This is a genomic window from Bacillus cereus group sp. N21, from assembly GCF_016483395.1.
In the GTDB taxonomy this organism is placed as follows: Bacteria; Bacillota; Bacilli; order Bacillales; family Bacillaceae_G; genus Bacillus_A; species Bacillus_A pseudomycoides.
Map to the genome: position 1 here is coordinate 1 of NZ_JAEHBX010000035.1, position 22824 is coordinate 22824.

Consider the following 22824-nt stretch of genomic DNA (forward strand, 5'->3'; position numbering starts at 1 on the left):
GTCTCGTGGGCTCGGAGATGTGTATAAGAGACAGGAGTATGAGATGGTTATATTTGAGGCAGGAGAGATAGGTTCCTAGGTAGGGGTCTAGGCGACGCTTTGCTTTTTGCGACCTTTAAGCAGATGCACCTACTCTTTTTTGCTAATATAGGGGATGGAGAGATTATCATGAGCAACATGCAGCAAAAAACAGACGTTATCTTAATTGGTGCCGGAATCATGAGCGCGACTTTGGGATCATTACTGAAAGAGTTAGTACCTGAATGGGAAATCAAAGTGTTCGAGAAACTCGCAAACGCAGGAGAAGAAAGTTCTAACGAATGGAATAATGCGGGAACGGGCCACGCTGCACTTTGTGAACTGAACTATACATCCGAAAAATCTGATGGATCTATAGATATTCGCAAAGCTATCAAAATTAATGAACAGTTTCAGCTTTCAAGACAATTTTGGTCTTATCTTGTAAATAGTAATCTGATTCGTAATCCGCAAGACTTTATCATGCCAATACCTCATATGAGTATGGTGCAAGGGGAAGAAAATGTAACGTTTTTGAAAAAACGTTTTGAAGCGCTTTCAAACAGTCCGCTGTTTCAAGGAATGGAATTTTCTGATGACCATGAAAAGCTGGAGGAGTGGATGCCACTTATTATGGAAGGGCGTACATCGAATGAGCCAATAGCGGCAACGAAAATCGATTCTGGAACGGATGTCAACTTTGGTGCTTTAACACGTATGTTGTTTGACCACTTGCAGAGTAAAAATGTCGAAATAAACTACAAACATAGTGTCGAGAATATTAAACGTGCTAGCGACGGATCATGGGAAGTGAAAGTGCATGATATGAATAATAGTAAAATCGAATACCATACTGCAAAATTCGTCTTTATCGGCGGTGGGGGCGGAAGTCTGCCTTTACTACAAAAAACCGGTATTCCTGAGTCAAAACATATTGGAGGGTTCCCGGTAAGCGGATTATTTATGGTATGTAACAATCCGGAAGTTGCAGCGCAGCACCATGCAAAAGTATACGGTAAGGCTAAGGTTGGTGCTCCGCCAATGTCTGTTCCGCATCTTGATACAAGATATATTGACAACAAAAAAACATTGCTGTTTGGACCGTTTGCCGGCTTCTCACCAAAGTTCTTAAAAACTGGTTCGAATTTTGATTTGATAGGTTCCGTAAAACCGAATAATGTCCTCACTATGATGGCGGCAGGCGTAAAAGAGATGTCATTGACAAAATACTTGATACAGCAAGTTATGTTATCGAATGAAAAGCGCATGGAAGAATTACGCGAGTTTATTCCGAACGCCAAAAGCGAGGATTGGGATATAGTGGTAGCGGGCCAACGTGTGCAAGTTATCAAAGATACTGATGCTGGTGGTAAAGGAACACTTCAATTTGGTACGGAAGTTGTTAGTGCCGCTGATGGCTCGATAGCTGCATTACTCGGCGCTTCTCCGGGTGCTTCTACTGCTGTTCACGTTATGCTTGAGGTATTAGAAAAATGCTTCCCACAACATATGAAAGAGTGGGAACTGAAAATAAAAGAAATGATTCCTTCTTATGGCGTGTCACTAGCGGAAAACCCAGAGCTTTTCCAAGAGATTCATACTTCAACAGCGCAGACGCTTGATCTAAGCCAAAAAGAACTAGTTTACAGTTAATTCTTTGGATGTAGGAACAAGGGTATTTAAGGAAGTTAAACAGTTCAATAAAAAAATATAAATGGTAAAGAGATTATACTAGGAAAAATAAAGAAGAAAGAAAATGAAATACACAAAAGAGACTATAAGTAATTTGTAAGCAAATAAAAAAACAAATATCTGATAAATGGTTAGTGTTTTATCTGAAGAAGTTAGTGTTAAAGGTTTTACATTATAAAATACTAATTCTATAACAATTGTGTTGATTGACAATAAAGTTGTTTAACAAATATTATCAAGACCTAAATCAAAAAAAGTCATAAAAAATAAAGGGTGATACATATTAGTCATGTATAATATGTATCACCCTTGTAATTCTTGTTCCACAATCGCACCCTTTAATAGAATATCTGTTTTTTTAATGATTTTAGGTAAAGCATCTTCGTTTGACAAAAGCTAAATCTGCCGTTATCATCAACTCGAACTTATTTATGGGAGTGATAAAGATGAAAATTTATGTTGATGCAGATGCTTGTCCGGTAAAAGATATTATTATCTCTGAAGGTACGAATGCTGAAATTCCTGTTATCCTTGTTACTAGCTTTTCTCATTTTTCTAATGCGGAACAACCATCAGGAGTGGAAACGATTTATGTTGATTCTGGAGCAGATGCTGCGGATTATCGGATTATGAAGTTAGCAGAAAAAGGAGACATAATCGTTACGCAAGATTATGGTCTTGCTTCGCTAGGTTTAGCAAAAGGGTGTACGGTTCTTCACCATAATGGGTATAGCTATACAAATGAAAACATTGACCAATTATTACAAACACGTTATTTGAGTGCAATGGCTCGAAAAAGTGGAAAGCGTACAAAGGGGCCAAAACCATTTACATCAGAAGATAGGGAGAAATTTAGGGAGCTTTTTAAAAGAGCGATTTCACTTTAAAAAAGAACTGTCCATTTTTAAGGAAAACCAAGAAAAATAATATTTTGACAAGTATTTCAGTTCTTTTTTAAGCCTTACACTACACTCACATGAATCAACATTATAAATATTTGATGTAGCATATTAATGGTACCATATTCTATCAAATGACTTAATATACAAGAAAAGACGCTTTTCTAAATAAACGCGCCCGTTTGTGAAATTGGCAAAGGCAGTCTAATTATCGAATAGCCCTCTTCCTCTCAGATTTGCGGAAATAGGCTCCTTTCCTATTTCACGTGCCCATATAGATAACTGACCAATATGGTGGATTTCGTGGACAATGACATGACGTATGATCTCTCCGTGTGTACATTCAATGACTCGGCGCCTGATTGGTGCGTCTCTAGAGCTAATCGGTTCTTTATTGAAATCAGTTTCTGAAAGTTTCCGAGAATCCATTTCATTTGTCCAAGATGTCACAAATGGTTTCACTTTCTCATGGTATTGAGCTGAAAGATTTTTCACTTTTTGTAAGCTAGCATAATCCTCAAACAATGGCTCCTCAGACACTGGTTCACCTCGCAAACCTAAGATCCACATATATTCCACATCTACAATGTGAAATAGGGTATGTAGGATACTGCCGAACCCACCGACCCGTTTCTTTAATAGTTCTTCATCCGGTATGTCTTCGCACAATGTAAACCAATCATCACGAACTTGCCAGTTATATTGAAACAGTTTCAACATCACAACAACCTCCATCTTTTATAGATTTAATATTTAATTTTCACCAACAGACTTCAAAATCCTTTTTTAAATAATAACTCTAAAAAAGCCTGTTAAAATCCTCCACAAACTGGCCCGTTTGTTGAACAAGCAGGGACGGATAACGGCCGATCTCGCATTTAACTCTTACAATAAAGTCATTCACCAACATGCCCGTTCTGTAATTCCACAATCGGGCACCTTGTTGAATAACAGCTTAAAAGAAAATTGGTTATCTTTTTTACATGTTAGAAGAGATTGTGAAAAAAATCACTTAAAGAGGAAAAATACTTCAAGAAATATTCTGATGGAAATGTGTTAGAATAGTTATTAGGAATGAGTCTAACTGATTAAAAATGTGTAGTAATGAAGAGAAAAAAAGTTTGAAGCGAGGAAATGATATGAGTACAATCAAAAAGAACAAGTCCCATAAACTAAAAATCGTTTTACGAGCATTAATGATTATTATTGGGGCATTTATAACAGCGTATGGACTAGAATCAGTATTAATCCCAAACAACGTATCAGATGGTGGTGTGACGGGCTTAAGTATCGTTAGCTCAGAATTATTTGGATTACCATTAGGAATTCTAATTGCAGTCATTAACATCCCTTTTGTTTGGTTAGGATATAAGCAAATTGGTAAAAGTTTTGCTGTTTATTCGGTTATCGGTATTGCTTCACTAGCAATCGGTACTGTTCTTATGCACCAAGTACCAACTATTATTGAAGGGGATACATTGTTAATTACCGTTGTTGGGGGAATTATCATCGGCTTTGGTATGGGGTTAGCATTGCGTAACGGTGGCGCATTAGATGGAATTGATATGTTAGCCGTATTACTTTCTCGAAAATTACCTTTTGGGACAAGTGATCTCATCTTATTTTTAAACATGTTTGTCTTTATTTTTGTCTCAACAGTATTTGGTCTTCAAGGAGCTATTCTTTCGGCAATTGCTTACTTTATTGCTTCTAAAGTAATTCACATCGTTGAAGTAGGTTTAAGTGGTTCTAAAACCTTTAAAATTATCACAAAAGAACCTGAATTAATGGTAGAAACAATTCGAGATCGCTTAGGTCGAAGTGCAACGTATAATGAAGTTTACGGCGGTTATTCAAAGGAACAATTTAAAGAAATCACTTGTGTCATTAACCGTTTAGAAGAAAGTAAAATGAAAGAACTCATTCATGAAATTGATGAAAATGCCTTTATTACTGTATATGACGTAGCAGAAGTAAAGGGCGGTAATTTCAAAAAACATGATATTCATTAATGGTTTCACAAAAAAACACCTTTTAGTTTTACTAAAAGGTGTTTTTTATACTGGATATTATTGTGGGTTTGAAATACAGTTTAACCGTTTATAAAAAGATGAACCGGAATGATCTACATTTCGTTTGTTCTTATTGAACGATAGAGCAGTTGTGTGGAAGAAGAAATTGGTGGTGAAATTTTAAATATATGAGAATATGCTTATTATAATAAGAGGAGACATAACAAAAAGTGAAGATTATAAAGTTTAAGGAAGCTGATACTGAAGAGATTATTTCTTTGTTTTATGAAACGGTTCATTCAGTAAATTTGAAAGATTATTCTCAATTAGAATTGGATGCTTGGGCGCCAAGAGATGAAAAAGAATCTAAAATGAAATCTTGGAAAGAATCATTAGATCGAAATATAACATTTGTTACAAAAGTTAATGATAAAATTGTTGGATTTAGCGATCTAACGCATACTGGCCACTTAGATAGACTGTATGTTCATAAAGATTATCAAGGACAAGGTATAGCCACAGCTTTAGTAAATATGCTTGAATCTGAGGCGAAGAAATTAAATCTTTTAGAAATTGATACAGAAGCAAGTATTACAGCTAAGCCATTTTTTGAACATGGAGGCTACAAAATTGTTTGTTCACAAACTGTAGAGCGTAAAGGTGTTACACTGACTAATTTTAAAATGATAAAAAAATTATAATTTTTTTATGAAAAGCACCGTTCAATAGACTGGACGGTGCTTTTCATTGCATTATATACGTTTATAATCCTGTATGAATCATCTCTTTTTCATGTTTTTGCTCCATATTTTTTAAAATATGAAGCAAAATAAAACCTGTAACACCAAGTATTCCTAAAATAAACCAAGGTGTATACGTCCCTTGCATCTGTGATGTAAGCCATGTTCCTGTATAGTTTCCAATTATAAAGCCAATAGCGAGTGAGAGCTGATAAAAACCAAAATATGTAGCTGTATAAGATTCATTACTATAATTCGCAATTGTAATGTCAGCATTAGGCAATACAAGTGTTTCACCGATTGTAAATAAAATAACACAAACAAATAGCCAATACGGATCTTGAAATAAGGGGATTAGTAAAAAAGAAATTCCCATTAATAGAACGCCATATTTTACAATCGATAGTGTATTGTATTTGTGAAAGATTTTCCTAAAGGCGATCATAAATAAAACGCCTGTAATAGCATTCATTGTAATAACAATTCCTCCTAATTTTTCATTATGACTGATGTTGGTCATATGAAGAGGAAGAGCAACAGTAAGTTGAGTGAACATAATGTAAAAGAAAATCATGATGCTTGAGAATGAGAGGAAATGCTTGTTTTCAAAGACGACTTTGAATCCAGATAAGAGCTGTACATTTTCTGTAGAAACTTGAAAGTGACTTCTAAGAAGATAAAAAAGGACAGCAAATAATAACATGAGTGATCCGGTAAGTATAAATGGATACAAAGGATTCCATATGAGTAACAGGCTGCCAGCAATTGGGCCGATAATAGCTCCGCTGTTAAAAGCTAGATTTAAGTATGTAAATAAATCTTTTCGGATACGAGCAGGTTGTGAGCCAAATACAGCGCGTGCAGCGGGTTCATAAAATGCAGTTCCAAACCCAATTAGTGAAGCAGAAATTGAAATAGTATGAAACTCTGAAAATATCCCTAAACAAATAAAGCCAATGCCTCTTAATAGTAAACCAGATATCATCATAATCATATAGCCTACTTTGTCGGCAATGATACCAGAAAATAAAGGGATAACTCGTGATGTGATAGTCATAATTGTTAAAATTGTTCCTACTTGCATGGCAGAAAAGTGTAAAAAATTAGATAAATAAATAGCGAGAAAGGCATACACAGCAAAGTATCCAAATGCCATGAAAAAGGAAGAAATGAGTATAAAACGTATAGGTATTGAAAAGTTCTTCATAAAATCCCTCCTGTGATGTAACCGTTAAAATATTTTAATGGTTAACTGTTTTATATTATAATTATACATAAAGTCAGAAAAAAGTAAATTTTAGAAAGATGGTGAATGAATTTGAGTCACGGCCAAGAGGCACCAGGACAATTAGAAGTTGTAAGAGATTTTTTAAATACATGGAGAATTCCAAATGACACAAGAAAGCAGGTAGATGAGCTTAATACAGTAGATGATGTACTTCAATTTATGAGAAACCATTTTGATGAGGAACTCTCTTTTGGTACGTTGGATGAGCTGAAGCAATTTAGAGATGGAATTCGTTTCGTGGTTGAGGAGAAAGGGACACTACAAGAATGGTTTAGAAAGTATCCGTTTCGAGTATGTGTGACAGAGAATATGGATTCTGTTGCATATGAACCAATTGGAGAAGAAAATTTGTATACGATGATTTTACAAAGTATTTTGGTTGCTATTGATCAAAAGAGATGGAGCCGGTTAAAAGCATGTCCAGATTGCCGCTGGGTTTTTTATGATTATTCTCGTAATGGGAGTAAACGTTGGTGTGGTATGTATGCTGGAGGTAAAGATGGGAGAGCGTGTGGTACGATTGCGAAAGTGAAAAATTATCGGGCGAAGAGAAAAGGACGTTCAGGGTATATGATGTGAATTTTAGAGAGGAATGAGAAGTGGAGAAATGTCGTTTATAAATAGGATTGAGAAAGCTGGGGGAATGAGAAATGGAGCAGACAAAAATGTTAGAGCTCAATAAAAGGTGTTGGGATGTAGTAGCATCTTGCTTTTTTTAAGTAGATTCTTTGCCAAAGTACGGTCCGTATACTGCTTCTGAAGATGAGATTCATTTATCATTTTAACCGAGAAGACCCCCTCCTCTAAACGAAGTGAAGGTGGGGGTCTTCTCGGTTTTGTCTTTTTTAAAGAAAATGTCTCTTTTTTAATGGAACGTATGTTTGTTTTGTTATATAATGATCTTATCAAACAAAATGAGGTGAGAACAGGTGAAGAAAGCGTATTTTTCGAAACGAATCTATAAGACAGATTTACCATATGAAATGGTAGAGGCATTAACACAGACAATCGAAACATGTAATCAGGCGAAACGCTTTGCATTTCAAACGATTGTTCGGGAAAAACGTTGGAACCGCAAGATGCATGCGGATAGTCTTCATCTTGTTCTCAAGCGGAATTATCAATTGAATGATTACTATGCAAACAGTGCGGCGCAAGAAGCGAAGGCATTGTTTACAGGTTTAATGGAGTTACAAAAAATATATGAGAAACAAACACAAGAGAAGGTTAAGAAACTCAAGAAAAAGTTGAAACAAGAACGGACAAAACTGACAAATCTTCGCAAAATCAAACAAAGTTGTGTGAAAGAAAAGCTGACGTTTCCGAAAAACACCCGCTTTGCGAAGCACAACAACCTTATCTCCTTATCTCGTAAAAAAGACACCTTAATTTGGCTGAATGAATATCTGTTTGAACACCAGTACTTAGATGCTCAAATCAAAAGAATCCAGGCGAAAATCGGCCTTTTAACCCACAGACAACTTCGTTTAACACAGAAACTTGCATCATATAAAACGCATATTCCAAGCGCAGTATTTGGAAGCAAAAAACTGTTTCGCTTTCGATTTACCATCGATGAGTTTGTACGTAACCATGACAAATGGAAAATATTCTTTTCCCGTGCTCGAAATAAACAACTCATTCTATCTGGCCGTAAAGATGCCAAATATGGAAATTTTGGGTTTCAGTATGTGCCTGAGACACAGGAATTATGGATGACGACAAGTTCCGGAAAAACACTTAAGTTCCCAGCTGTTACATTCCCGTATGGACAAGAAATCATGAAAGAAGTAATCACAACCCAATTACAGTGTAAGAATAAGAAAAAACATGGCAAACCGATTGCGTGGTCTGTGGAAGATCATGGGGAGTATTACATTGTGAAATGTTTAGTCGATGTGCCGGAAAATTCTCATACGAATTATAGTACATCAGATGGCGCAATTGGTGTGGATTGCAATCTCGAACATTTTGCTTGGGTGAATGTAACGAAGGACGGGAATTACAAAGGAAGTGGTGCCCTCCGTTTTTCAATTCTAGGTAAATCCACCGAACAAATCACAAAGATAATCGAAACGGAGGCCGTTCGCTTAGTAGACTTAGCGGAGCGGTATAACAAGCCAATTGTCATCGAGAAGTTAGATACAACCCAATCGAAAACAGGGGATCGTTATGGAAATAAGCGAGCGAATCGAATGAAGAGTATGTTCGCTTATGAAAAGATGACAAGTGCAATTCTAGGTCGCGCGGATAAAAGGGGTGTGGCTGTCTTTCAAGTCAATCCAGCTTACACTTCGATTGCAGGAAAGATGAAATATATGCGAAAATTCGGTATCTCTATTCATCAATCTGCTGCTTTTACGATTGGGCGCCGGGGGTTAGGATACAAAGAAAAAGTGCCGCGAGTTCTGCAGCTGTATATTCCAAAGAAAGATGCACATCACTGGAGTCATTGGCATCAATTGAACAATCGTTTGGCTATTCGCACACATCATTTCTATCAGTTATATGATGCGAATCGGCCAAACGAAGCATTACAAATTGAACGATTGGACGTATTTGAAAATGAAAAGAAGAAACTAGCCAAATTATCTGTATTATAAAAAAGAACGCCTTGTCCCAGTCTTTTACGCTTATTACCAGAGCAGATAATAAGTCTAGGAACTGGATGCATGACAAGGTGTTCTACTCTCGATATAAGAAAAAAGTAGCTGTACCTCTTTTGTTTTCCTCGGAAGATCGAATGGGTCGTCTTAGGGACACTACGGAACTTCTATATCGTTGTATCCTCTTTGTTGAACGAGAGGAACTGTTTTTGCTAGGGCCGAAACAGGAGAATCCTCCACCTCAGGCTCGTGTAGAGGTAGGTGGGGGTAGTTCAATATTCGTCAAAGCAAGAATCAATATGTAAAGCAATTTGATCTACATAGAGTTATTGGTGCAGTTTCTGTTCCATTTTTACTTATCGTTTCGTTAACTGGTGGTCTTTTTGTGTATGATAAAACTATTTTTGGATGGTTTGGTGCAAAGGCTACTGTGATACCAGCGAAAGAAAAGCTAATTTCTAAACCTCTTTCAGGAGGAAAGATTCCTCTTGATCGATTGTTACATACAGCTGAAAAAGAAGTGCCAGAAGGAACAATTATGCAAGTGAGAATTCCAGAGAAGGTGAAACAAGGAAAGGCAGAAGGGGCTATCGAAATTCGTATGAGCCGTTCGTATGATCCAGGCAACGGGAATGTAAAGGTGTGGATGGACCAGTATAGTGGAAAAGTAATCGCAAAGATGGATCCTAATGTAGATCGTGGACTTACCTATCAAACTTGGCATCTTCCGTTACATACAGGGACATTTGGTGGACTATTTACAAAAGTCTTATATGTAATCGGTGGACTTACTCCATCTATTTTAATGTTTACTGGAATATATATGTGGTGGTATAAGAAAAAGAATAGGAGAAAGCAGAAAAGAAATTCAGTAACTGCAGCATAGTATCTTATTTTCCAAACTTTGCAGTTGCTTGTTTGGAAAGTGCGCTTTGTTTTGTGCCTATATAATCATAATAAGGAGGCTTAGTAAGAAAGAGAAATTATATGAGAATTAAAAGGACGTATGTTCTAAGTGATTCAGTAGCAAACAAAACTTCATTACACATGGTAATGAAGTTTTGTTTTTTTGAATAAATCGAATAGTGTTTTTTCACTTAAAGAAAGAAAAAACATGAAAGGTCTAACTCAGTAAAGTTTTTTAATTTACAACGTTTCTACCTTTACCTATTAGCAATTTTAGCATGTTAATTTATCTTTTCGGCTGAAAAATATGTTGAAAAAAGTATTTGTGATGTAAACTATCTACAATTTTGTTTGCTTGATACGTACGCTGTTGCTCCAATCGGAGGCGTTGCTCCATCATTTTTATTTCATGATCTGATAAACGTAACATTGTACAAGTCTCCTTTACTATAAATATAGTTTTTTATGATAACGATTCCATACACTTTATAGTTAAGGAGGGATACTGTGTAACATAGGTAAAAAGCACCTTCCCTCTCCCATTACGCTTACGAGGTTAGCTGTCGGACTCGGGAAGTGAGAGTTCCCCTACTTAAAAAAGATTCGCCCCAAGTAGCATAGGCTACATAAATGGTTCCCCCGTTCCAAAATTTGGATTCAGCAAAAGGTTTTATAAAGTAAAAAATAACATAATAAAACATATAAGTCAAATTATTTATTTTTTTCTGTCTTTTTCTAATTGAGTAAGGACGATTCCGTCGGGTACTACAATGTCGTTTACTTCAACAAAGCCGTGTTTTTTATATAGAGAAAGGGCAGGGATGTTTGCTTTCCCTGTTTGTACAATATATTTACTTGTATCAGGGGATGCGCTAAATAAATGAAGGAGTAACTTTGTTGCAATTCTTCTATGGAAATAGTCGGGTGATACAACTAGGCGATGGATATCAATAATTGCTCCTTCATTTACAAAAGAAATAAAACCTATTAGTTTATTTTCAAAGATGTATCCATAAAATGTCTCATTACAATTTTGAATGTCTTTCACAGTATCATATAAACGTGGGATTGCTACACTGTTAATGTATTTTGCCTCCACCTGATAAGCAGGAATTTGGATTGCTAAAATAGCGGATGCAACTTCAATAGAAGCAGGATTCATTTTAAAAATCATTTGTCGATCTCCTTTCTGAAAGAGGGAGCGTAGGTTGGTTTTTGTCTTGAAATAAGATACAATTCACATCGAATCGTGCTAAAATCCTAATTTAGAATAAAAAAAGATATTTTAATATACTTATAATCTCCATGTTGTTTGACAGAATTTAGTTTTTTTGGATACAATGTATGTACATAATTTCGTGTTATTGTAGTAAATCTCCTTTTGTGAATAGTTATAATTCAATGGGAATTACAAAGCGCTAGTAATTAAATAAGGTGGTTTATAACTTTTGTATTTAATTATAAATTAACATCCTAATAGAAAAAGAGAACGAAAAATGGGATGGATTATCACATTTTTCGTTGGGGCTATTATAGGTATTATAGCAGATAAGGGAAGGGATTTCTTCATGGCATGTTTGGTAATATTATTGTTGGTTTATTAGGTGCAATTGTATCGGCTTTAATTGTATCATTTGTAGTAAAAGCTACATGTAAATGGAAATATATTACTGATTGTCTCATAAAGCCCTTTTTAAGGGCTTTTCATACTTAGAGAGGTGGTATATTTGGAGAAAATAAATTTACGAAAGAGAGATAAACTGAAAAAGTTTTTTAAAGAGCAAAATTATTTAGCGGTACTACTTGGATTTGCCTTACTATTTGTGAATATATTATTACTAACAAAAATTTCGTTTGTATTTACACCGTTCATTGTCTTTTTAAAAACAATCTTTTTTCCAGTGTTGTTAGCTGGTGTACTATTTTATATTTTACATCCATTTGTTTCGCTTTTAGAAAGAAAAGGTGTTTCTAGAATCATTTCCATTGCTTCTATATACATACTTGTAATCGGGTTGTTTGTTTTTCTTGTTGTAACAGTTATTCCGATTATTAAAGATCAAGTAAATGCATTAATAGATAACTTGCCATATTTCGGTCATGAAGTTGAAAGGGCAGCACGTAGATTTGGAGAAAGTAATATAATTGGAAAGATTCAAGATAGCTTAAATATTGATGTAGGTAGTATTGTAAAAGATTCTACAATAAATTTTACAAATTCACTATCATCAGTGACAGGGAATGTAACTGGGTTCTTAAGTACACTTACAGAAGTAGTTCTTACATTTGTAATGGTTCCTTTTATATTGTTCTATCTCTTAAAAGACGGTGAACAATTACCAAGATACTTTTTGAGATTTATTCCGGAACAAAGACGATCTTCAGCTAAGCTTATATTAGATGATATGCATTACGCCATTAGCTCATATATTAGAGGGCAAATTATTGTTAGCCTATTTATTGGTATTATGTTATTAATTGGTTATTTAATTATTGGGATTAAATACGCCGTGTTACTTGCAGTTTTAGCGATGATTGTAAACGTTGTACCATATGTAGGACCGATTATTGCCATTCTACCTGCTCTAATCATTGCCTTTATTGATTTACCAGCAATGATTCTAAAAGTCATTATTGTGATGATGATTGTACAATTGGCAGAAGGAAAGTTTATTTCACCGCAAGTCATGGGGAAAAAATTAGATATTCACCCAATTACGATTATTTTTATTATTTTAACAGCGGGTAATCTATTTGGAATTATGGGAGTCATCTTAGCGATTCCGGGATATGCGATATTAAAAGTGCTTGTTACACATGGGTATCGATTTATTAAGTTAAATACGTAAAGAAAAGAGCTAAAACAGAGAATGTGTCTGTTTTAGCTCTTTTTCATTTTTTAACTAATAATTGATTTGCATATTCGCGTGCCCAACGATCTGCTTCTAATACTGTTTCTAAAGAGGGATTCGTGATGCTGTGATGTGCCTCAAGTGTAGAATAAATTGTTTTTTCAATATCAAAAAATGAAATTTCATTAGCTGCATTTAAGACTGCAAGTGTTGTACCACCAGTTTTTCCAGATTCATAAGCATAATGTAGGCAAGGGGATTTTTTGAAATCTGGTTTTTCGAAATATATTTTACCATGATAATTCCTCCAAAGTTGTAGAATCCTTTTCTGCAAACCTATACTTCTCGTTTTGCAGCTTCTTCTAATGTTTCTCCATATTCAAGAGCACCACCAATAATGCCCCACATATTAAAATCAGTGCGGAGTTGAAGTGATATCTCATTTACAATAATAACGTGTGAACCAATTAGTATAAGCGGGTGATTACCTACGAGCTTCCGCATGTCTTCGATATATCTCATTTTCTTTTCTCCTTTAGAATTAGCAATACTTATGTAATTCTTTTAACATTTTTTCCGCTCGATTTGCTACAGAAGAAAGGTTTGGGTCTATTTTTGTTCTGAAAAATAAGGTTCGTAAAAAAGTTTTTAAATTTGCACATAATTTACAGTATTCATGACAAGAGAGTCTTTTTTTGAGCTGTGGTAAACGTTTTATTTTTTTATAAATAATCGAAAAAAGTTGATCTCTTGAGAAATCATAATAAAGCATAGATAGGAGGGTGGTTACAATTCTTTCATCTTCATTATTATGATATACGGTAGAGTAAATGAAAATTTTATTTAATATGCAATGAGCAATCTCTTCATAGCAGGAACAGGTAATATGCGGATTGTGTACGAGTTCGTTAAAAACATCAGATGCATGGGCAATGCTATGAGCCCAGCCTTTATCTTGTACATATCCACGGTAATCTATTTCAAGATTCATGTATGTAATAAGCTTTTCTTTTACTTTTTGCACTGTTTCTTGTAATAAAAATGAATGAGAATTATCGAACTGTATAATTAAACTTATTAATAAAGTGGTATAAGAACGAGTGAAAACTCCATCCGTATTTGGAGAGGCAATTTCTCGATATAAGTAATTATTACTTAGACAGGTTGTTAATAAAGTCTCCAATTGATCATGGGGTAGGAATTCATTTTGAATAAAGTGTGCAAAACATTTATATATTAATTGATCACGTACATAGCTATCAGTCGTGCCAATGTTTTGAATCATATGGGAACTTAACTCGTTAAGATCGATGTTCTGCATCTGTGTATAGTCATTTTGCTGGATGAGCTCCAATTGTTGTTGCAATGCAATGATATCCAAAGCTCCTCCTCCTCTGTGCTTTAGTAATGAATTGTTTCCTAGTATTCTATATATTCGAAGACAATCCGGCTCATGCAAGGATAAATAATAACCTCTCCCGAAGTAGTCAACAAGGAGGGAGCTTATTATGTTAAAACAAAAGCTTAAACATATGATTGCACTATACCCAGTTGTATTGTTTGATGGTTGGCATATTGAAAATGTATCGGAACGTCAAGAAGGAGAGAAATGGGAAACACTTTGGTTTCAAGTTTTTACACGAACAGGAGTATTTCGAGTAAAAGAGTTTTTTCTAGATATTATGGAGCCAACATTTCCTGATAGTTGTATGTATCAAGCACAAGGTGAATGCTTTCAGTATAATGGTCTTGTATATTGGAGGGGGCTGAATTATAAAGGTAAAGTTAGTTATGCCATATCTAAATGGAAAACGCAGATTGAAATTTCGATCGATGAAGGGTTTGTGCAACAACAAGAAATGGAAAAGTTCTTGGAAGGTTTGCAACCATTAGATTTAGAGAAGGCAAAAAAACAAATCAATAAACCGTTTCATCAATTAAGTTTTCAAGCAAGAGTACTAAATGGTGGTGAAATAAGCAGATGTAGTAAGTGGTTTTCACCAAATGAAATACAATATAACTCTTTACCAATTACAGTCTCAAATTCTTGGCGAATCGAATCTATTGGTTTAGGAAATAATGAAATGCAATATGTGTACTGGGATGTAAAAGAACAACTATATGCACTTTGGGCGTGTCGCCATGTGAAGCGTAATTACTATCCAGCATCTTCATGGATTAAAAATTACAGTTCAATGCAAATGATAAATGGACTAGAATTTTATACACATCCTCAGCGTGGCACAGTTGTATATCAAGATTTAGGTGACGAGCAGATTGCCTATGTATTTCGTGGTATTCCAACTACAACATTCTTAAAAGTACAAGAAATCTTTTCTTAATTTCTAAGAAAGACAAGGGAGTGTCATAAATATAGTCACGAAAGAACTAGTATATTTGTAATACAATAAAATAGAGTATTGCTTGATTTAACGGATTATATAGAGAAAGTATTGGTGAAATGATGAAACAACATAAAAGCTGGTTACAAGCAAGTGTAGAACGAAATCTAGATAATAAGTTACATATATTATGGGAAGATGAAGTAGAGGAAGTTGCTATTTATTGGAGTACTTCATCAGAAAAGATTGAGGAAAATGGACAATTTTTATTAAGAGTATCAAAAGCATCTTCTTGTACGATAGAAGATCCAAGCCCTAAAGCACGTCCTTATTTTCGATTAGTAGCAAATAATGGACAAGTAGTTACTGTAGCTGAACGTAGGTTATCACTACAAGGAGCATTTAATTTCCGTGATTTAGGTGGTTATGAGACAAGTGATGGCCGCAAAGTAAAGTGGGGCAATTTATATCGTTCAGAGGAATTAGCAGGATTAACAGAATGGGATATTGCTTATTTACAACAGTCTGGTTTAAAACTAGTATGTGATTACCGAACAGATTTTGAAGTAAAGCATAAACCAAACCCAAGTATCACTGGTGTTCGTCAAGTTTGTTTACCAGTCATGCAAGATATAGCAAAAGATCTAAATATTAATGAGTTTTTCCAAGTCGGAGATTTATCGATGCTTGGAAAACCAGGTGAATATTTAGTGGAAATGAATAAAGGCTTTGTAGAGGGTAATGAAGCATTTGTACGTTTTCTACAGCTAGCTCAAGATCCGGGAAATTTACCGTTAGTTAATCATTGTACAGCTGGTAAAGATCGAACAGGGTTCGGTTCTGCTTTATTATTACTTCTTCTTGGTGTCCCGGAAGAAACGGTGATGCAAGATTATTTATTAAGTAACGGATTCCGTGAAAAGTTAAATCAAAAAATGATGGCCTTTTTAGGTGCAAAGTTACAAAATGAGGAAAGTAAAGAGATATTAGGGGCTATGTTTGAAGCTCGTGCAGAGTATTTACAGGCAGCAATTGATGAAATTACCCATAAATTTGGCAGTATTGAAATCTATGCTGAAAAAGGACTGGGCTTTACAAAAGAACAACTAGAAAATATGAAAACATTGTTACTAGAAGAGAAGTAACATGTAAATTGTTTTGATGGGAAATCCTGTATTATGTATATAATATAGTTTTATTAAATGAAGAATGAGACAGAATAAATGAACAAAGCTGTATTAAAAGAACTGAATTTCGAAGGGGAAATCCAGGATCAGCTACACAACATGTAGTAGAAGATAGAGAAAAAATATAGGTAGGTTTATAGACGTTCTGATTATGAACAGAAATTGAAATATATATTCAAACTAGAGCAGTAGTGAGTAATGGAGGTACCTATGAAATATAAAGTTATCTTATTCGATGTGGATGATACATTATTTGATTTTAGTATGTCTGAAAAAAAGGCATTAAATAAAACGTTTGTAGATTTCGGATTACCTACGGGATTGGTAGATTATGAAGACAGTTATAAAGAGATTAACAAAGTATTATGGAGGGATTTAGAGCAGGGGATTCTAACTTTATCTGAATTGGGAGTGGAGAGATTTCGGAGATTATTTCTAGCTTATAAGCTTGAAATAAATGCTGACATATTCAACAGTATATATCTTGGCTATTTAGGGACAGAAATACATATGGTATCAGGAGCTGTAGACTTGTGTAATACGCTTGCTGATTGTCGACTAGCTATTATCACGAATGGGTTCACAGATGTGCAGAAATCTAGAATCAAGGGGTCGCCTCTCTGTGATACTTTTGAGCATATTATCATTTCGGAAGAGGTTGGATTTCAAAAACCAGCGCGAGGGATTTTTGATTATGCATTTTCAAAGCTGCAGATTACAGATAAAGAGAGCGTATTAATTATCGGTGACTCGTTAACTTCCGATATTCAAGGAGGAATAAATTACGGGATTGATACGTGCTGGTTCAACCCGTATCGCAAGGAAAATAATATGGGCATTAAACCAACATATGAAATTCGTGATTTAACCGATATTATAAGGATTGTAGGAAAGACGGGGAACTAAGGGTTTTTTAATGAATTCTTTTAGCTACACTGGGCTATTCTCAACAATAGGTGCAAATTTTACAAAAATCCCGCTTTCTACGTCATAGTAGAGAGGGGGATTTACTATACTTCATCAAAAATGAATATTTCCTCAATAGAAGCGTTCAATGCTTTTGCAATATCATAAGCCAATTGTAAAGAAGGGTTATATTTTCTCTTTTCCAAATGACTAATGGTTTCGCGTCGAACACCAATAAGCTTTGCTAAATCATCTTGGGTCATATGTGAATGGGTGTGGTATTCTTTTATTTTTGTTGTGAATGCCATGGCGCATCTTCCATTTCATCAATTGGTTTGTTGTATAAATAAATAGAGAATCCAAACGTAAGAATAAGTAAAACAAATAGGTAAATGAAAAGTGAATAATATATATAATTAAAGTTCAGAAAAATGATAACATTTAAAAGTTATAAACAGTAAAAATATTGTAAAATGGTTGCAAGAGGAAGGGGGAAATGGAACACATGATTAAGTGGATGTTAATTGTTTTATTGATTGTGGCAGTAATTGTTGTTGGAACAATAGTAGTCGGGAAAAATGGAGATGAAAATTATAGTAAATCAACGAAAGGGAATATTACAAGGCTTACAATGATTTACCTTTTGTTAGCAGTTGTTTTAATTGTTGGTCTAGGTATATATATATATTTTAATGGCTAAGGAACTATATATAGATTGAAATACCGATATAAAACTTTCCTTTTAGGTGGGAAAGAGCGTCCGTCTTTGGATAGAAGCGGTCAATGCCTTTTTTAGCCCTATGCCACGTGAAACCAAATGGAGAAAACGAGTGGGGATTCCTTTTTATTTTCGCGGCTGTGATGTACATGTCGGAAAATCAAAATGAATATATATACTTACTATAGGACGTATATATATTCATTTTTCTGAATGCATAAATAAGTTATAAAAAGATTTTGTGAAAGATTATTCAATCTGAAAAAATGCAAAAATCTAAAAATACAAGTATGCTATAATAGAGATATAGTTTATTGGTAAATGAGGAAAGGATTGGATAAAATGATTGAAATTGTGAATGTGTCAAAAAGTTATAATGGTTCTTCCTATGCTGTGAAAGATTTAAGTTTAACAGTACCTAGTGGAGAAATTTTTGGATTTTTAGGGCCGAATGGTGCTGGGAAATCAACAACAATTAAGATGGTAACAGGTATTCATGCAATAGATAAAGGAACAATTTCGATCAACGGAAAAGATGTGATGAAAGAGCCTATGGAGGCAAAGAAAACATTTGGTTATGTTCCGGATAGTCCAGATATGTTTCTGCGATTAAAAGGGATAGAATATTTGAATTTCATGGCTGATATGTATGAGGTGCCGAATGCAATTAGACAGGAAAAAATTCAATTTTTAGCAGAGAGATTTGATCTTTACAATGCATTGTCTGACCAAATTCAAAGTTATTCACACGGAATGAGACAGAAAATTATTATTATCGGTGTTCTTCTGCATGATCCAGATGTATGGATTTTAGATGAGCCAATGACAGGGCTTGATCCAAAATCAGCATTTATTTTAAAACAGATGATGAGGGAGCATGCAGATAAAGGAAAAACGGTATTTTTCTCTACACACGTACTAGAAGTAGCCGAGAAGTTATGTGATCGTGTAGCGATTATTAATAAGGGGAATTTGCAGTTCCAAGGAAATTTAAATGAAATGCGAGATCATTTTAAATCCAATGAATCACTTGAAAAAATGTTCTTGGAGATGACAGGAAATGAATAAAATTTGGGCATTAACAAAAGTATTATTGAAATTAAATTATGCAGATATCATAACGGATAAAAAGAAACGGTGGGCGTATGCATTTTCATTTTTAGCATTACTATTTGCGGGCTTTATATTTATTGGTCCACTTACATATGGAATGTATGTTGGAATGAAATCAATTGGTCAGGAAACATCGATAATCGGAATGGGATTAGCTGTTGCGAGCATATGGGTATTTGTAACTAGTATTACGAACATTTTAACTGTATTTTATTATAATAATGATGTTGAAACCCTATTACCTTTACCACTACAACCATCACAAATTATTACGGCGAAATTCATTACGGTATTAATTACACAATATGTAATGGGATCTTTTATTTTATTTCCACTCTTTATTGTTTACGGTTTGCAAAGTGGTGCATTTATTACATACTATTTATATGCACTATTAATTTACATATTTTTCCCTGTTATTCCATTAGTACTCGCATCACTCTTAATGACAGTTATTATGCGTTATACAAATATAGCCAAGAATAAAGATCGCAGTAATATATTTATCGGAATATTAACTCTATTATTCGTCGTAGGTATTAATGTATTTATTCAGTGGAGAAACAAAAGTGCAGTATCAGGGGATATGGTTGCAAATTACTTTGCTGATAACCAATCGTCTCTGTTCGTTCAAATGACAAATTATTTTCCAACAACATACTTTGGTGCAATGGGATTAATAGAAAATGCCTCTTGGAAAGGAATTATATACGTTGTGATTTTTGCAGCGATTTCCTTAGCGTTTTTTGGGTTGTTCTTCTATGTTGCACAGCGTACATATTTAAAAGGAGTTATCGGACTTTCGACGAGTACTGCAAAAAAAGAGGCTATCTCAGCAGAGAACTTAAAAAAATCGACTGTACAAAGTTCACATATAAAGGCTTATGTAAAAAAAGAGTTCAAAATTTTATTCCGAACACCACAATTTTTTATAAATTGTATTGTGCAAACTTTCGTGATGCCAATTATGCTATTCTTTATTCTTTTCGTACAAGAGGGAAACTTAAAGTGGTTAACAAAATTTGTAAAAGAGCCAGAATGGTCTGGTCTAGCTCTTGGCATAGGTTTTTGTGCAGGACTATTCTTAATGGGAAGTAATGTCATTGCTACAACGTCTTTTTCTAGGGATGGAAGCTCGTGGTTTATTAATCGTTATTTACCAGTAAAGGCAGCAGATATATTTTTTGCAAAAGTCTTTACAGCATGGCTTATAAATATAACAATTTTAGCTGTGTTTGGTCTTATCATGACAATTGTTGCCGGTGTTTCACCACTCTTTATGTTGTTATGGTTTTTACTAAGTGCAAATGGCCTTTGGTTAACGAATTTAATCGGTACACGTTGGGACGCTCAAACGGCGGATATACATTGGGATTCAGAGCAGAAGTTGTTTAAAAGCAGGTATACAACTCTGTGGAATTTTCTTGCAAATATTGCGATGGATCTAGTAATCGTAGGCGTGGTTGTTGGATTATACTACTTCTTTGGAATCGGTATGTGGGGCATGTTTAGCATTCTATTAATCGTATTTATTATTATAAATGTAATAGTAACACGCAGTTTACAATTAGGAGCAGAGCGCATTCTAGCAAATATTAAATAAAAAACGATAAATCCTCTGTATTCATGCAGGGGATTTATTTGTAAGGAATATTACGCATGATTCTAATTTACTAGAAGGTATATTTTATTTTGTAAAATAGGGGGAGAAACAAGTGACGAAAATAGCAATTGTTACAGGAGCGACACGTTTAAATGGAATTGGAGCAGCGATTTGCAAGTCGCTTGCTCAACAAGGAATCGATATTTTTTTCACGTATTGGCCTCGGTATGATAAGGCAATGCCGTGGAGTATGAATGATCAGGAACCATTTTTATTGAAAAGAGAGATTGAAAATTTTGGTGTTCGCTGTGAAATGGCTGAGGTAAATTTAGCTCAGTCCTATGCACCTAACCGCTTATTATATATGGTATCAGAACGATTAGGAGAACCGTCTATTCTGATTAACAATGCTGCGTATTCTACGGATACAAATGTTGAAGGGTTAGATGTAGAACAGTTAGATAGACATTATACGGTCAATGTGCGCGCTACGATGTTATTAAGTACATTGTTTATTAAAAATTATACGTTTGAAACGAATGGAAGTATTGTCAATCTTACCTCTGGACAATCGCTTGGACCAATGCCAAATGAACTTGCTTATATAGCAACGAAAGGAGCGATCGAAGCTTTTACTACTTCAGTGGCACCAGTTGCAATGAAGAAGGGGATTACTGTAAATGCTGTTGATCCAGGACCAACCAATACAGGGTGGATGACAGAAGAAATGAAGGCATATTTAGTAACCAGATTTGCTGCTGGAAGAATAGGAGAGTCGGTGGATGTAGCACGTTTAATAACGTTTTTAGTAAGTGAAGAAGCAAAATGGATAACAGGACAGATCATTCATTCGAATGGTGGATTTTATTGATAATTTATAATTATATTATGTAAACAAAAATGTTGAGAAATAATACGAAGTGAGAAATATTTTATGAATTTATTTTCTGTGTAAAATAATTGTATTGTCAGAAAATGGGGACTTCTGATAGTGGAAAATGTAATTGTAAATATATGGGTTATTTTTCGTGGTTCTTTATAGGTCAATACATCCTCCGATTTTTATTGGAGAAAGTATCGTATAAAGCATGTTATATAGAGTAGAAAAAACGCGGATTTTAAAATTAGATTCATAGTTAAGTGTCGTATAAATATGAAGATTTCTGTCGGAAAGATGATGGTTAGAACAAAAAGGAATTTTTATGGATAAATAGAATCGTAAAGAGGAGGATAAAAATGTAAATATAGGAGGCTTTTTATGAAAATGAAAAAAATAACAATTGCATCACTAGCAATTGGTACAATGCTCTCCATTACAGCTTGTAATACCTCCACAGAAAAAGATCAAGTGAAAAAGGAACAAACGAACGCGCAGGAAGAAGCGAAAACAACGAATGCTGATGAAACATCTACAACGAAAAACGATGAGAAAGAAACAAACACATCTACTAACGAAAAAACAGAGAAAGATCAAAAGAATTCCAAAGAATCATCTGGAACTGAGAGTAGTGCGAAAACAACAAATGAGAAAACGAAAGAAAAAGAAACAAGTACAAAAACAACAGACCAAGCTACTAATGGAAAAACTGCAACGAAAGATACAAATAAAGGCGTGGCTGTGAAAACGAATGTGAAAGCAGTTGCGCAACTTATTGACAGTTTGGATAAACAATTAGCCGCAAACCCTAAGTTAGATACAGTGAATAAACTAGGGAAGCAAATAAATGAAAAATGGGATGTAATCGAAAAAGAGTTAGAAGCGACTCATCCAACTGATTATAAAACAATTGGACAAAGCATGTATCCTTTAATTGTTGCAGCTGAAAAAGAAAAAATAGATGTGAAACGAATAAAATCATTAACGACGAAAACAAAGCAAGATTTGAATCAACTATTAAACAAACTCTCATAATATAATTTGGTTATAAAATAGAATATTTTA

General features: G+C 34.5%; 22 protein-coding genes, 5 pseudogenes and 1 riboswitch. Of the genes and pseudogenes, 18 read left to right on the forward strand and 9 right to left on the reverse strand.

Translation table 11 applies throughout. The annotated features are described in order from the left end of the window. The first annotated feature begins 123 nt into the window (after positions 1 to 123). Together JDS96_RS18615 and JDS96_RS18620 are read left to right on the forward strand one after the other, a co-directional pair. Complete coding sequence (locus tag JDS96_RS18615) at positions 124 to 1671, forward strand: malate:quinone oxidoreductase (protein ID WP_199667686.1); 1548 nt, start codon at positions 124 to 126, stop codon at positions 1669 to 1671. 485 nt (positions 1672 to 2156) lie between these two features. Beyond that, complete coding sequence (locus JDS96_RS18620) at positions 2157 to 2597, forward strand: YaiI/YqxD family protein (RefSeq protein WP_018766281.1); 441 nt, start codon at positions 2157 to 2159, stop codon at positions 2595 to 2597. Between the two features lie 216 nt (positions 2598 to 2813). Here the strand turns inward: JDS96_RS18620 and JDS96_RS18625 are convergent, their stop codons facing one another. Next, positions 2814 to 3329, reverse strand: coding sequence for a DinB family protein (locus tag JDS96_RS18625; protein ID WP_199667652.1), 516 nt, complete (start codon positions 3327 to 3329; stop codon positions 2814 to 2816). 419 nt (positions 3330 to 3748) lie between these two features. On the opposite strand from JDS96_RS18625, the gene JDS96_RS18630 reads away from it, so the two are divergent. Both JDS96_RS18630 and JDS96_RS18635 read left to right on the forward strand, forming a co-directional pair. Next, the gene (locus JDS96_RS18630) at positions 3749 to 4621 is read left to right on the forward strand and encodes a YitT family protein (RefSeq protein ID WP_026008611.1); all 873 of its coding nucleotides are present in this window, start codon (positions 3749 to 3751) and stop codon (positions 4619 to 4621) included. A 230-nt stretch (positions 4622 to 4851) separates the two neighbouring features. Next, positions 4852 to 5322 (forward strand): GNAT family N-acetyltransferase, encoded by a 471-nt coding sequence (locus JDS96_RS18635; RefSeq protein ID WP_003198671.1) that lies wholly within the window; start codon positions 4852 to 4854, stop codon positions 5320 to 5322. A gap of 61 nt (positions 5323 to 5383) precedes the next feature. Here JDS96_RS18635 and JDS96_RS18640 read toward each other — a convergent pair whose 3' ends face one another. Beyond that, on the reverse strand, positions 5384 to 6568 hold the full coding sequence (locus JDS96_RS18640) for an MDR family MFS transporter (RefSeq protein WP_199667653.1): 1185 nt from the start codon (positions 6566 to 6568) through the stop codon (positions 5384 to 5386). A gap of 105 nt (positions 6569 to 6673) precedes the next feature. Here JDS96_RS18640 and JDS96_RS18645 point away from each other — a divergent pair, with 105 nt between their 5' ends. The 4 genes and pseudogenes from JDS96_RS18645 (at position 6674) to JDS96_RS18655 (ending at position 10141) form a co-directional block, all read left to right on the forward strand. Continuing rightward, entirely contained in the window at positions 6674 to 7228 is a 555-nt protein-coding gene (locus JDS96_RS18645; protein WP_003198667.1) for a CGNR zinc finger domain-containing protein, read from the forward strand. Positions 7229 to 7299: 71 nt separating this feature from the next. Beyond that, positions 7300 to 7365, forward strand: a pseudogene (locus JDS96_RS32190) (class I SAM-dependent methyltransferase); the annotation flags it as partial. 213 nt (positions 7366 to 7578) lie between these two features. Next, the gene (locus JDS96_RS18650; protein ID WP_199667654.1) at positions 7579 to 9252 is read left to right on the forward strand and encodes an IS200/IS605 family accessory protein TnpB-related protein; all 1674 of its coding nucleotides are present in this window, start codon (positions 7579 to 7581) and stop codon (positions 9250 to 9252) included. 331 nt (positions 9253 to 9583) lie between these two features. After that, positions 9584 to 10141, forward strand: a complete 558-nt coding sequence (locus JDS96_RS18655) for a PepSY-associated TM helix domain-containing protein (RefSeq protein WP_307838195.1) — start codon at positions 9584 to 9586, stop codon at positions 10139 to 10141. Positions 10142 to 10447: 306 nt separating this feature from the next. Here the strand turns inward: JDS96_RS18655 and JDS96_RS18660 are convergent, their stop codons facing one another. Beyond that, entirely contained in the window at positions 10448 to 10591 is a 144-nt protein-coding gene (locus JDS96_RS18660; protein ID WP_003198661.1) for a hypothetical protein, read from the reverse strand. Between the two features lie 99 nt (positions 10592 to 10690). Continuing rightward, a riboswitch (cyclic di-AMP (ydaO/yuaA leader) is annotated at positions 10691 to 10834 on the reverse strand. Between the two features lie 42 nt (positions 10835 to 10876). After that, positions 10877 to 11335 carry a GNAT family N-acetyltransferase gene (locus JDS96_RS18665; RefSeq protein WP_199667655.1) on the reverse strand — a complete coding sequence of 153 codons (459 nt, stop codon included), beginning with the start codon at positions 11333 to 11335 and terminating at the stop codon, positions 10877 to 10879. A gap of 322 nt (positions 11336 to 11657) precedes the next feature. Here JDS96_RS18665 and JDS96_RS32195 point away from each other — a divergent pair. Together JDS96_RS32195 and JDS96_RS18670 are read left to right on the forward strand one after the other, a co-directional pair. Continuing rightward, a pseudogene (locus JDS96_RS32195) lies at positions 11658 to 11818 on the forward strand (GlsB/YeaQ/YmgE family stress response membrane protein); the annotation flags it as partial. Positions 11819 to 11888: 70 nt separating this feature from the next. Beyond that, positions 11889 to 13010 (forward strand): AI-2E family transporter, encoded by a 1122-nt coding sequence (locus tag JDS96_RS18670; protein ID WP_199667656.1) that lies wholly within the window; start codon positions 11889 to 11891, stop codon positions 13008 to 13010. Between the two features lie 43 nt (positions 13011 to 13053). On the opposite strand, the pseudogene JDS96_RS18675 reads toward JDS96_RS18670, so the two are convergent. The 3 genes and pseudogenes from JDS96_RS18675 to JDS96_RS18685 form a co-directional block, all read right to left on the reverse strand. Then, positions 13054 to 13308 (reverse strand): annotated as a pseudogene (locus JDS96_RS18675) (1-deoxy-D-xylulose 5-phosphate reductoisomerase); the annotation flags it as partial. A gap of 44 nt (positions 13309 to 13352) precedes the next feature. After that, positions 13353 to 13535 (reverse strand): annotated as a pseudogene (locus JDS96_RS18680) (NUDIX domain-containing protein); the annotation flags it as partial. A 19-nt stretch (positions 13536 to 13554) separates the two neighbouring features. Further along, complete coding sequence (locus JDS96_RS18685; protein WP_041488469.1) at positions 13555 to 14394, reverse strand: DUF2785 domain-containing protein; 840 nt, start codon at positions 14392 to 14394, stop codon at positions 13555 to 13557. A gap of 127 nt (positions 14395 to 14521) precedes the next feature. On the opposite strand from JDS96_RS18685, the gene JDS96_RS18690 reads away from it, so the two are divergent. From JDS96_RS18690 to JDS96_RS18700, 3 genes are all read left to right on the forward strand, one after another. Continuing rightward, complete coding sequence (locus tag JDS96_RS18690; RefSeq protein ID WP_199667659.1) at positions 14522 to 15355, forward strand: hypothetical protein; 834 nt, start codon at positions 14522 to 14524, stop codon at positions 15353 to 15355. A 122-nt stretch (positions 15356 to 15477) separates the two neighbouring features. After that, on the forward strand, positions 15478 to 16500 hold the full coding sequence (locus tag JDS96_RS18695) for a tyrosine-protein phosphatase (RefSeq protein WP_098135509.1): 1023 nt from the start codon (positions 15478 to 15480) through the stop codon (positions 16498 to 16500). Between the two features lie 252 nt (positions 16501 to 16752). Then, the gene (locus JDS96_RS18700; RefSeq protein WP_199667660.1) at positions 16753 to 17448 is read left to right on the forward strand and encodes a YjjG family noncanonical pyrimidine nucleotidase; all 696 of its coding nucleotides are present in this window, start codon (positions 16753 to 16755) and stop codon (positions 17446 to 17448) included. Positions 17449 to 17552: 104 nt separating this feature from the next. Here JDS96_RS18700 and JDS96_RS18705 read toward each other — a convergent pair whose 3' ends face one another. Together JDS96_RS18705 and JDS96_RS33470 are read right to left on the reverse strand one after the other, a co-directional pair. Then, positions 17553 to 17756 (reverse strand): helix-turn-helix transcriptional regulator, encoded by a 204-nt coding sequence (locus tag JDS96_RS18705; protein ID WP_018766293.1) that lies wholly within the window; start codon positions 17754 to 17756, stop codon positions 17553 to 17555. After that, a pseudogene (locus JDS96_RS33470) lies at positions 17735 to 17836 on the reverse strand (DUF3796 domain-containing protein); the annotation flags it as partial. The gene JDS96_RS18705 and the pseudogene JDS96_RS33470, both read right to left, overlap by 22 nt. Before the next feature lie 117 nt (positions 17837 to 17953). Between JDS96_RS33470 and JDS96_RS18710 the strand changes: the two are divergent. From JDS96_RS18710 to JDS96_RS18730, 5 genes are all read left to right on the forward strand, one after another. Then, complete coding sequence (locus tag JDS96_RS18710) at positions 17954 to 18148, forward strand: hypothetical protein (RefSeq protein ID WP_026008613.1); 195 nt, start codon at positions 17954 to 17956, stop codon at positions 18146 to 18148. A gap of 360 nt (positions 18149 to 18508) precedes the next feature. Beyond that, positions 18509 to 19234, forward strand: a complete 726-nt coding sequence (locus JDS96_RS18715) for an ABC transporter ATP-binding protein (RefSeq protein WP_017151715.1) — start codon at positions 18509 to 18511, stop codon at positions 19232 to 19234. Then, positions 19227 to 20882, forward strand: a complete 1656-nt coding sequence (locus JDS96_RS18720; RefSeq protein WP_199667661.1) for a putative ABC transporter permease subunit — start codon at positions 19227 to 19229, stop codon at positions 20880 to 20882. The genes JDS96_RS18715 and JDS96_RS18720 overlap by 8 nt, the downstream gene beginning before the upstream one ends. A 112-nt stretch (positions 20883 to 20994) precedes the next feature. Continuing rightward, complete coding sequence (locus tag JDS96_RS18725) at positions 20995 to 21753, forward strand: SDR family oxidoreductase (RefSeq protein WP_199667662.1); 759 nt, start codon at positions 20995 to 20997, stop codon at positions 21751 to 21753. A 387-nt stretch (positions 21754 to 22140) separates the two neighbouring features. Beyond that, positions 22141 to 22794 carry a hypothetical protein gene (locus tag JDS96_RS18730; protein ID WP_199667663.1) on the forward strand — a complete coding sequence of 218 codons (654 nt, stop codon included), beginning with the start codon at positions 22141 to 22143 and terminating at the stop codon, positions 22792 to 22794. Positions 22795 to 22824: the final 30 nt, after the last annotated feature.

Bases quoted from the DNA above. Each gene is read 5' to 3' on its own strand.
- JDS96_RS18690 (WP_199667659.1), top strand. From the start codon at position 14,522: ATGTTAAAACAAAAGCTTAAACATATGATTGCACTATACCCAGTTGTA.
- JDS96_RS18640 (WP_199667653.1), bottom strand. From the start codon at position 6,568: ATGAAGAACTTTTCAATACCTATACGTTTTATACTCATTTCTTCCTTT.
- JDS96_RS18710 (WP_026008613.1), top strand. From the start codon at position 17,954: ATGATTAAGTGGATGTTAATTGTTTTATTGATTGTGGCAGTAATTGTT.
- JDS96_RS18630 (WP_026008611.1), top strand. From the start codon at position 3,749: ATGAGTACAATCAAAAAGAACAAGTCCCATAAACTAAAAATCGTTTTA.
- JDS96_RS18625 (WP_199667652.1), bottom strand. From the start codon at position 3,329: ATGTTGAAACTGTTTCAATATAACTGGCAAGTTCGTGATGATTGGTTT.
- JDS96_RS18665 (WP_199667655.1), bottom strand. From the start codon at position 11,335: ATGATTTTTAAAATGAATCCTGCTTCTATTGAAGTTGCATCCGCTATT.
- JDS96_RS18720 (WP_199667661.1), top strand. From the start codon at position 19,227: ATGAATAAAATTTGGGCATTAACAAAAGTATTATTGAAATTAAATTAT.
- JDS96_RS18715 (WP_017151715.1), top strand. From the start codon at position 18,509: ATGATTGAAATTGTGAATGTGTCAAAAAGTTATAATGGTTCTTCCTAT.
- JDS96_RS18660 (WP_003198661.1), bottom strand. From the start codon at position 10,591: ATGTTACGTTTATCAGATCATGAAATAAAAATGATGGAGCAACGCCTC.
- JDS96_RS18730 (WP_199667663.1), top strand. From the start codon at position 22,141: ATGAAAATGAAAAAAATAACAATTGCATCACTAGCAATTGGTACAATG.
- JDS96_RS18615 (WP_199667686.1), top strand. From the start codon at position 124: ATGCACCTACTCTTTTTTGCTAATATAGGGGATGGAGAGATTATCATG.
- JDS96_RS18695 (WP_098135509.1), top strand. From the start codon at position 15,478: ATGAAACAACATAAAAGCTGGTTACAAGCAAGTGTAGAACGAAATCTA.
- JDS96_RS18705 (WP_018766293.1), bottom strand. From the start codon at position 17,756: ATGGCATTCACAACAAAAATAAAAGAATACCACACCCATTCACATATG.
- JDS96_RS18645 (WP_003198667.1), top strand. From the start codon at position 6,674: ATGAATTTGAGTCACGGCCAAGAGGCACCAGGACAATTAGAAGTTGTA.
- JDS96_RS18620 (WP_018766281.1), top strand. From the start codon at position 2,157: ATGAAAATTTATGTTGATGCAGATGCTTGTCCGGTAAAAGATATTATT.
- JDS96_RS18700 (WP_199667660.1), top strand. From the start codon at position 16,753: ATGAAATATAAAGTTATCTTATTCGATGTGGATGATACATTATTTGAT.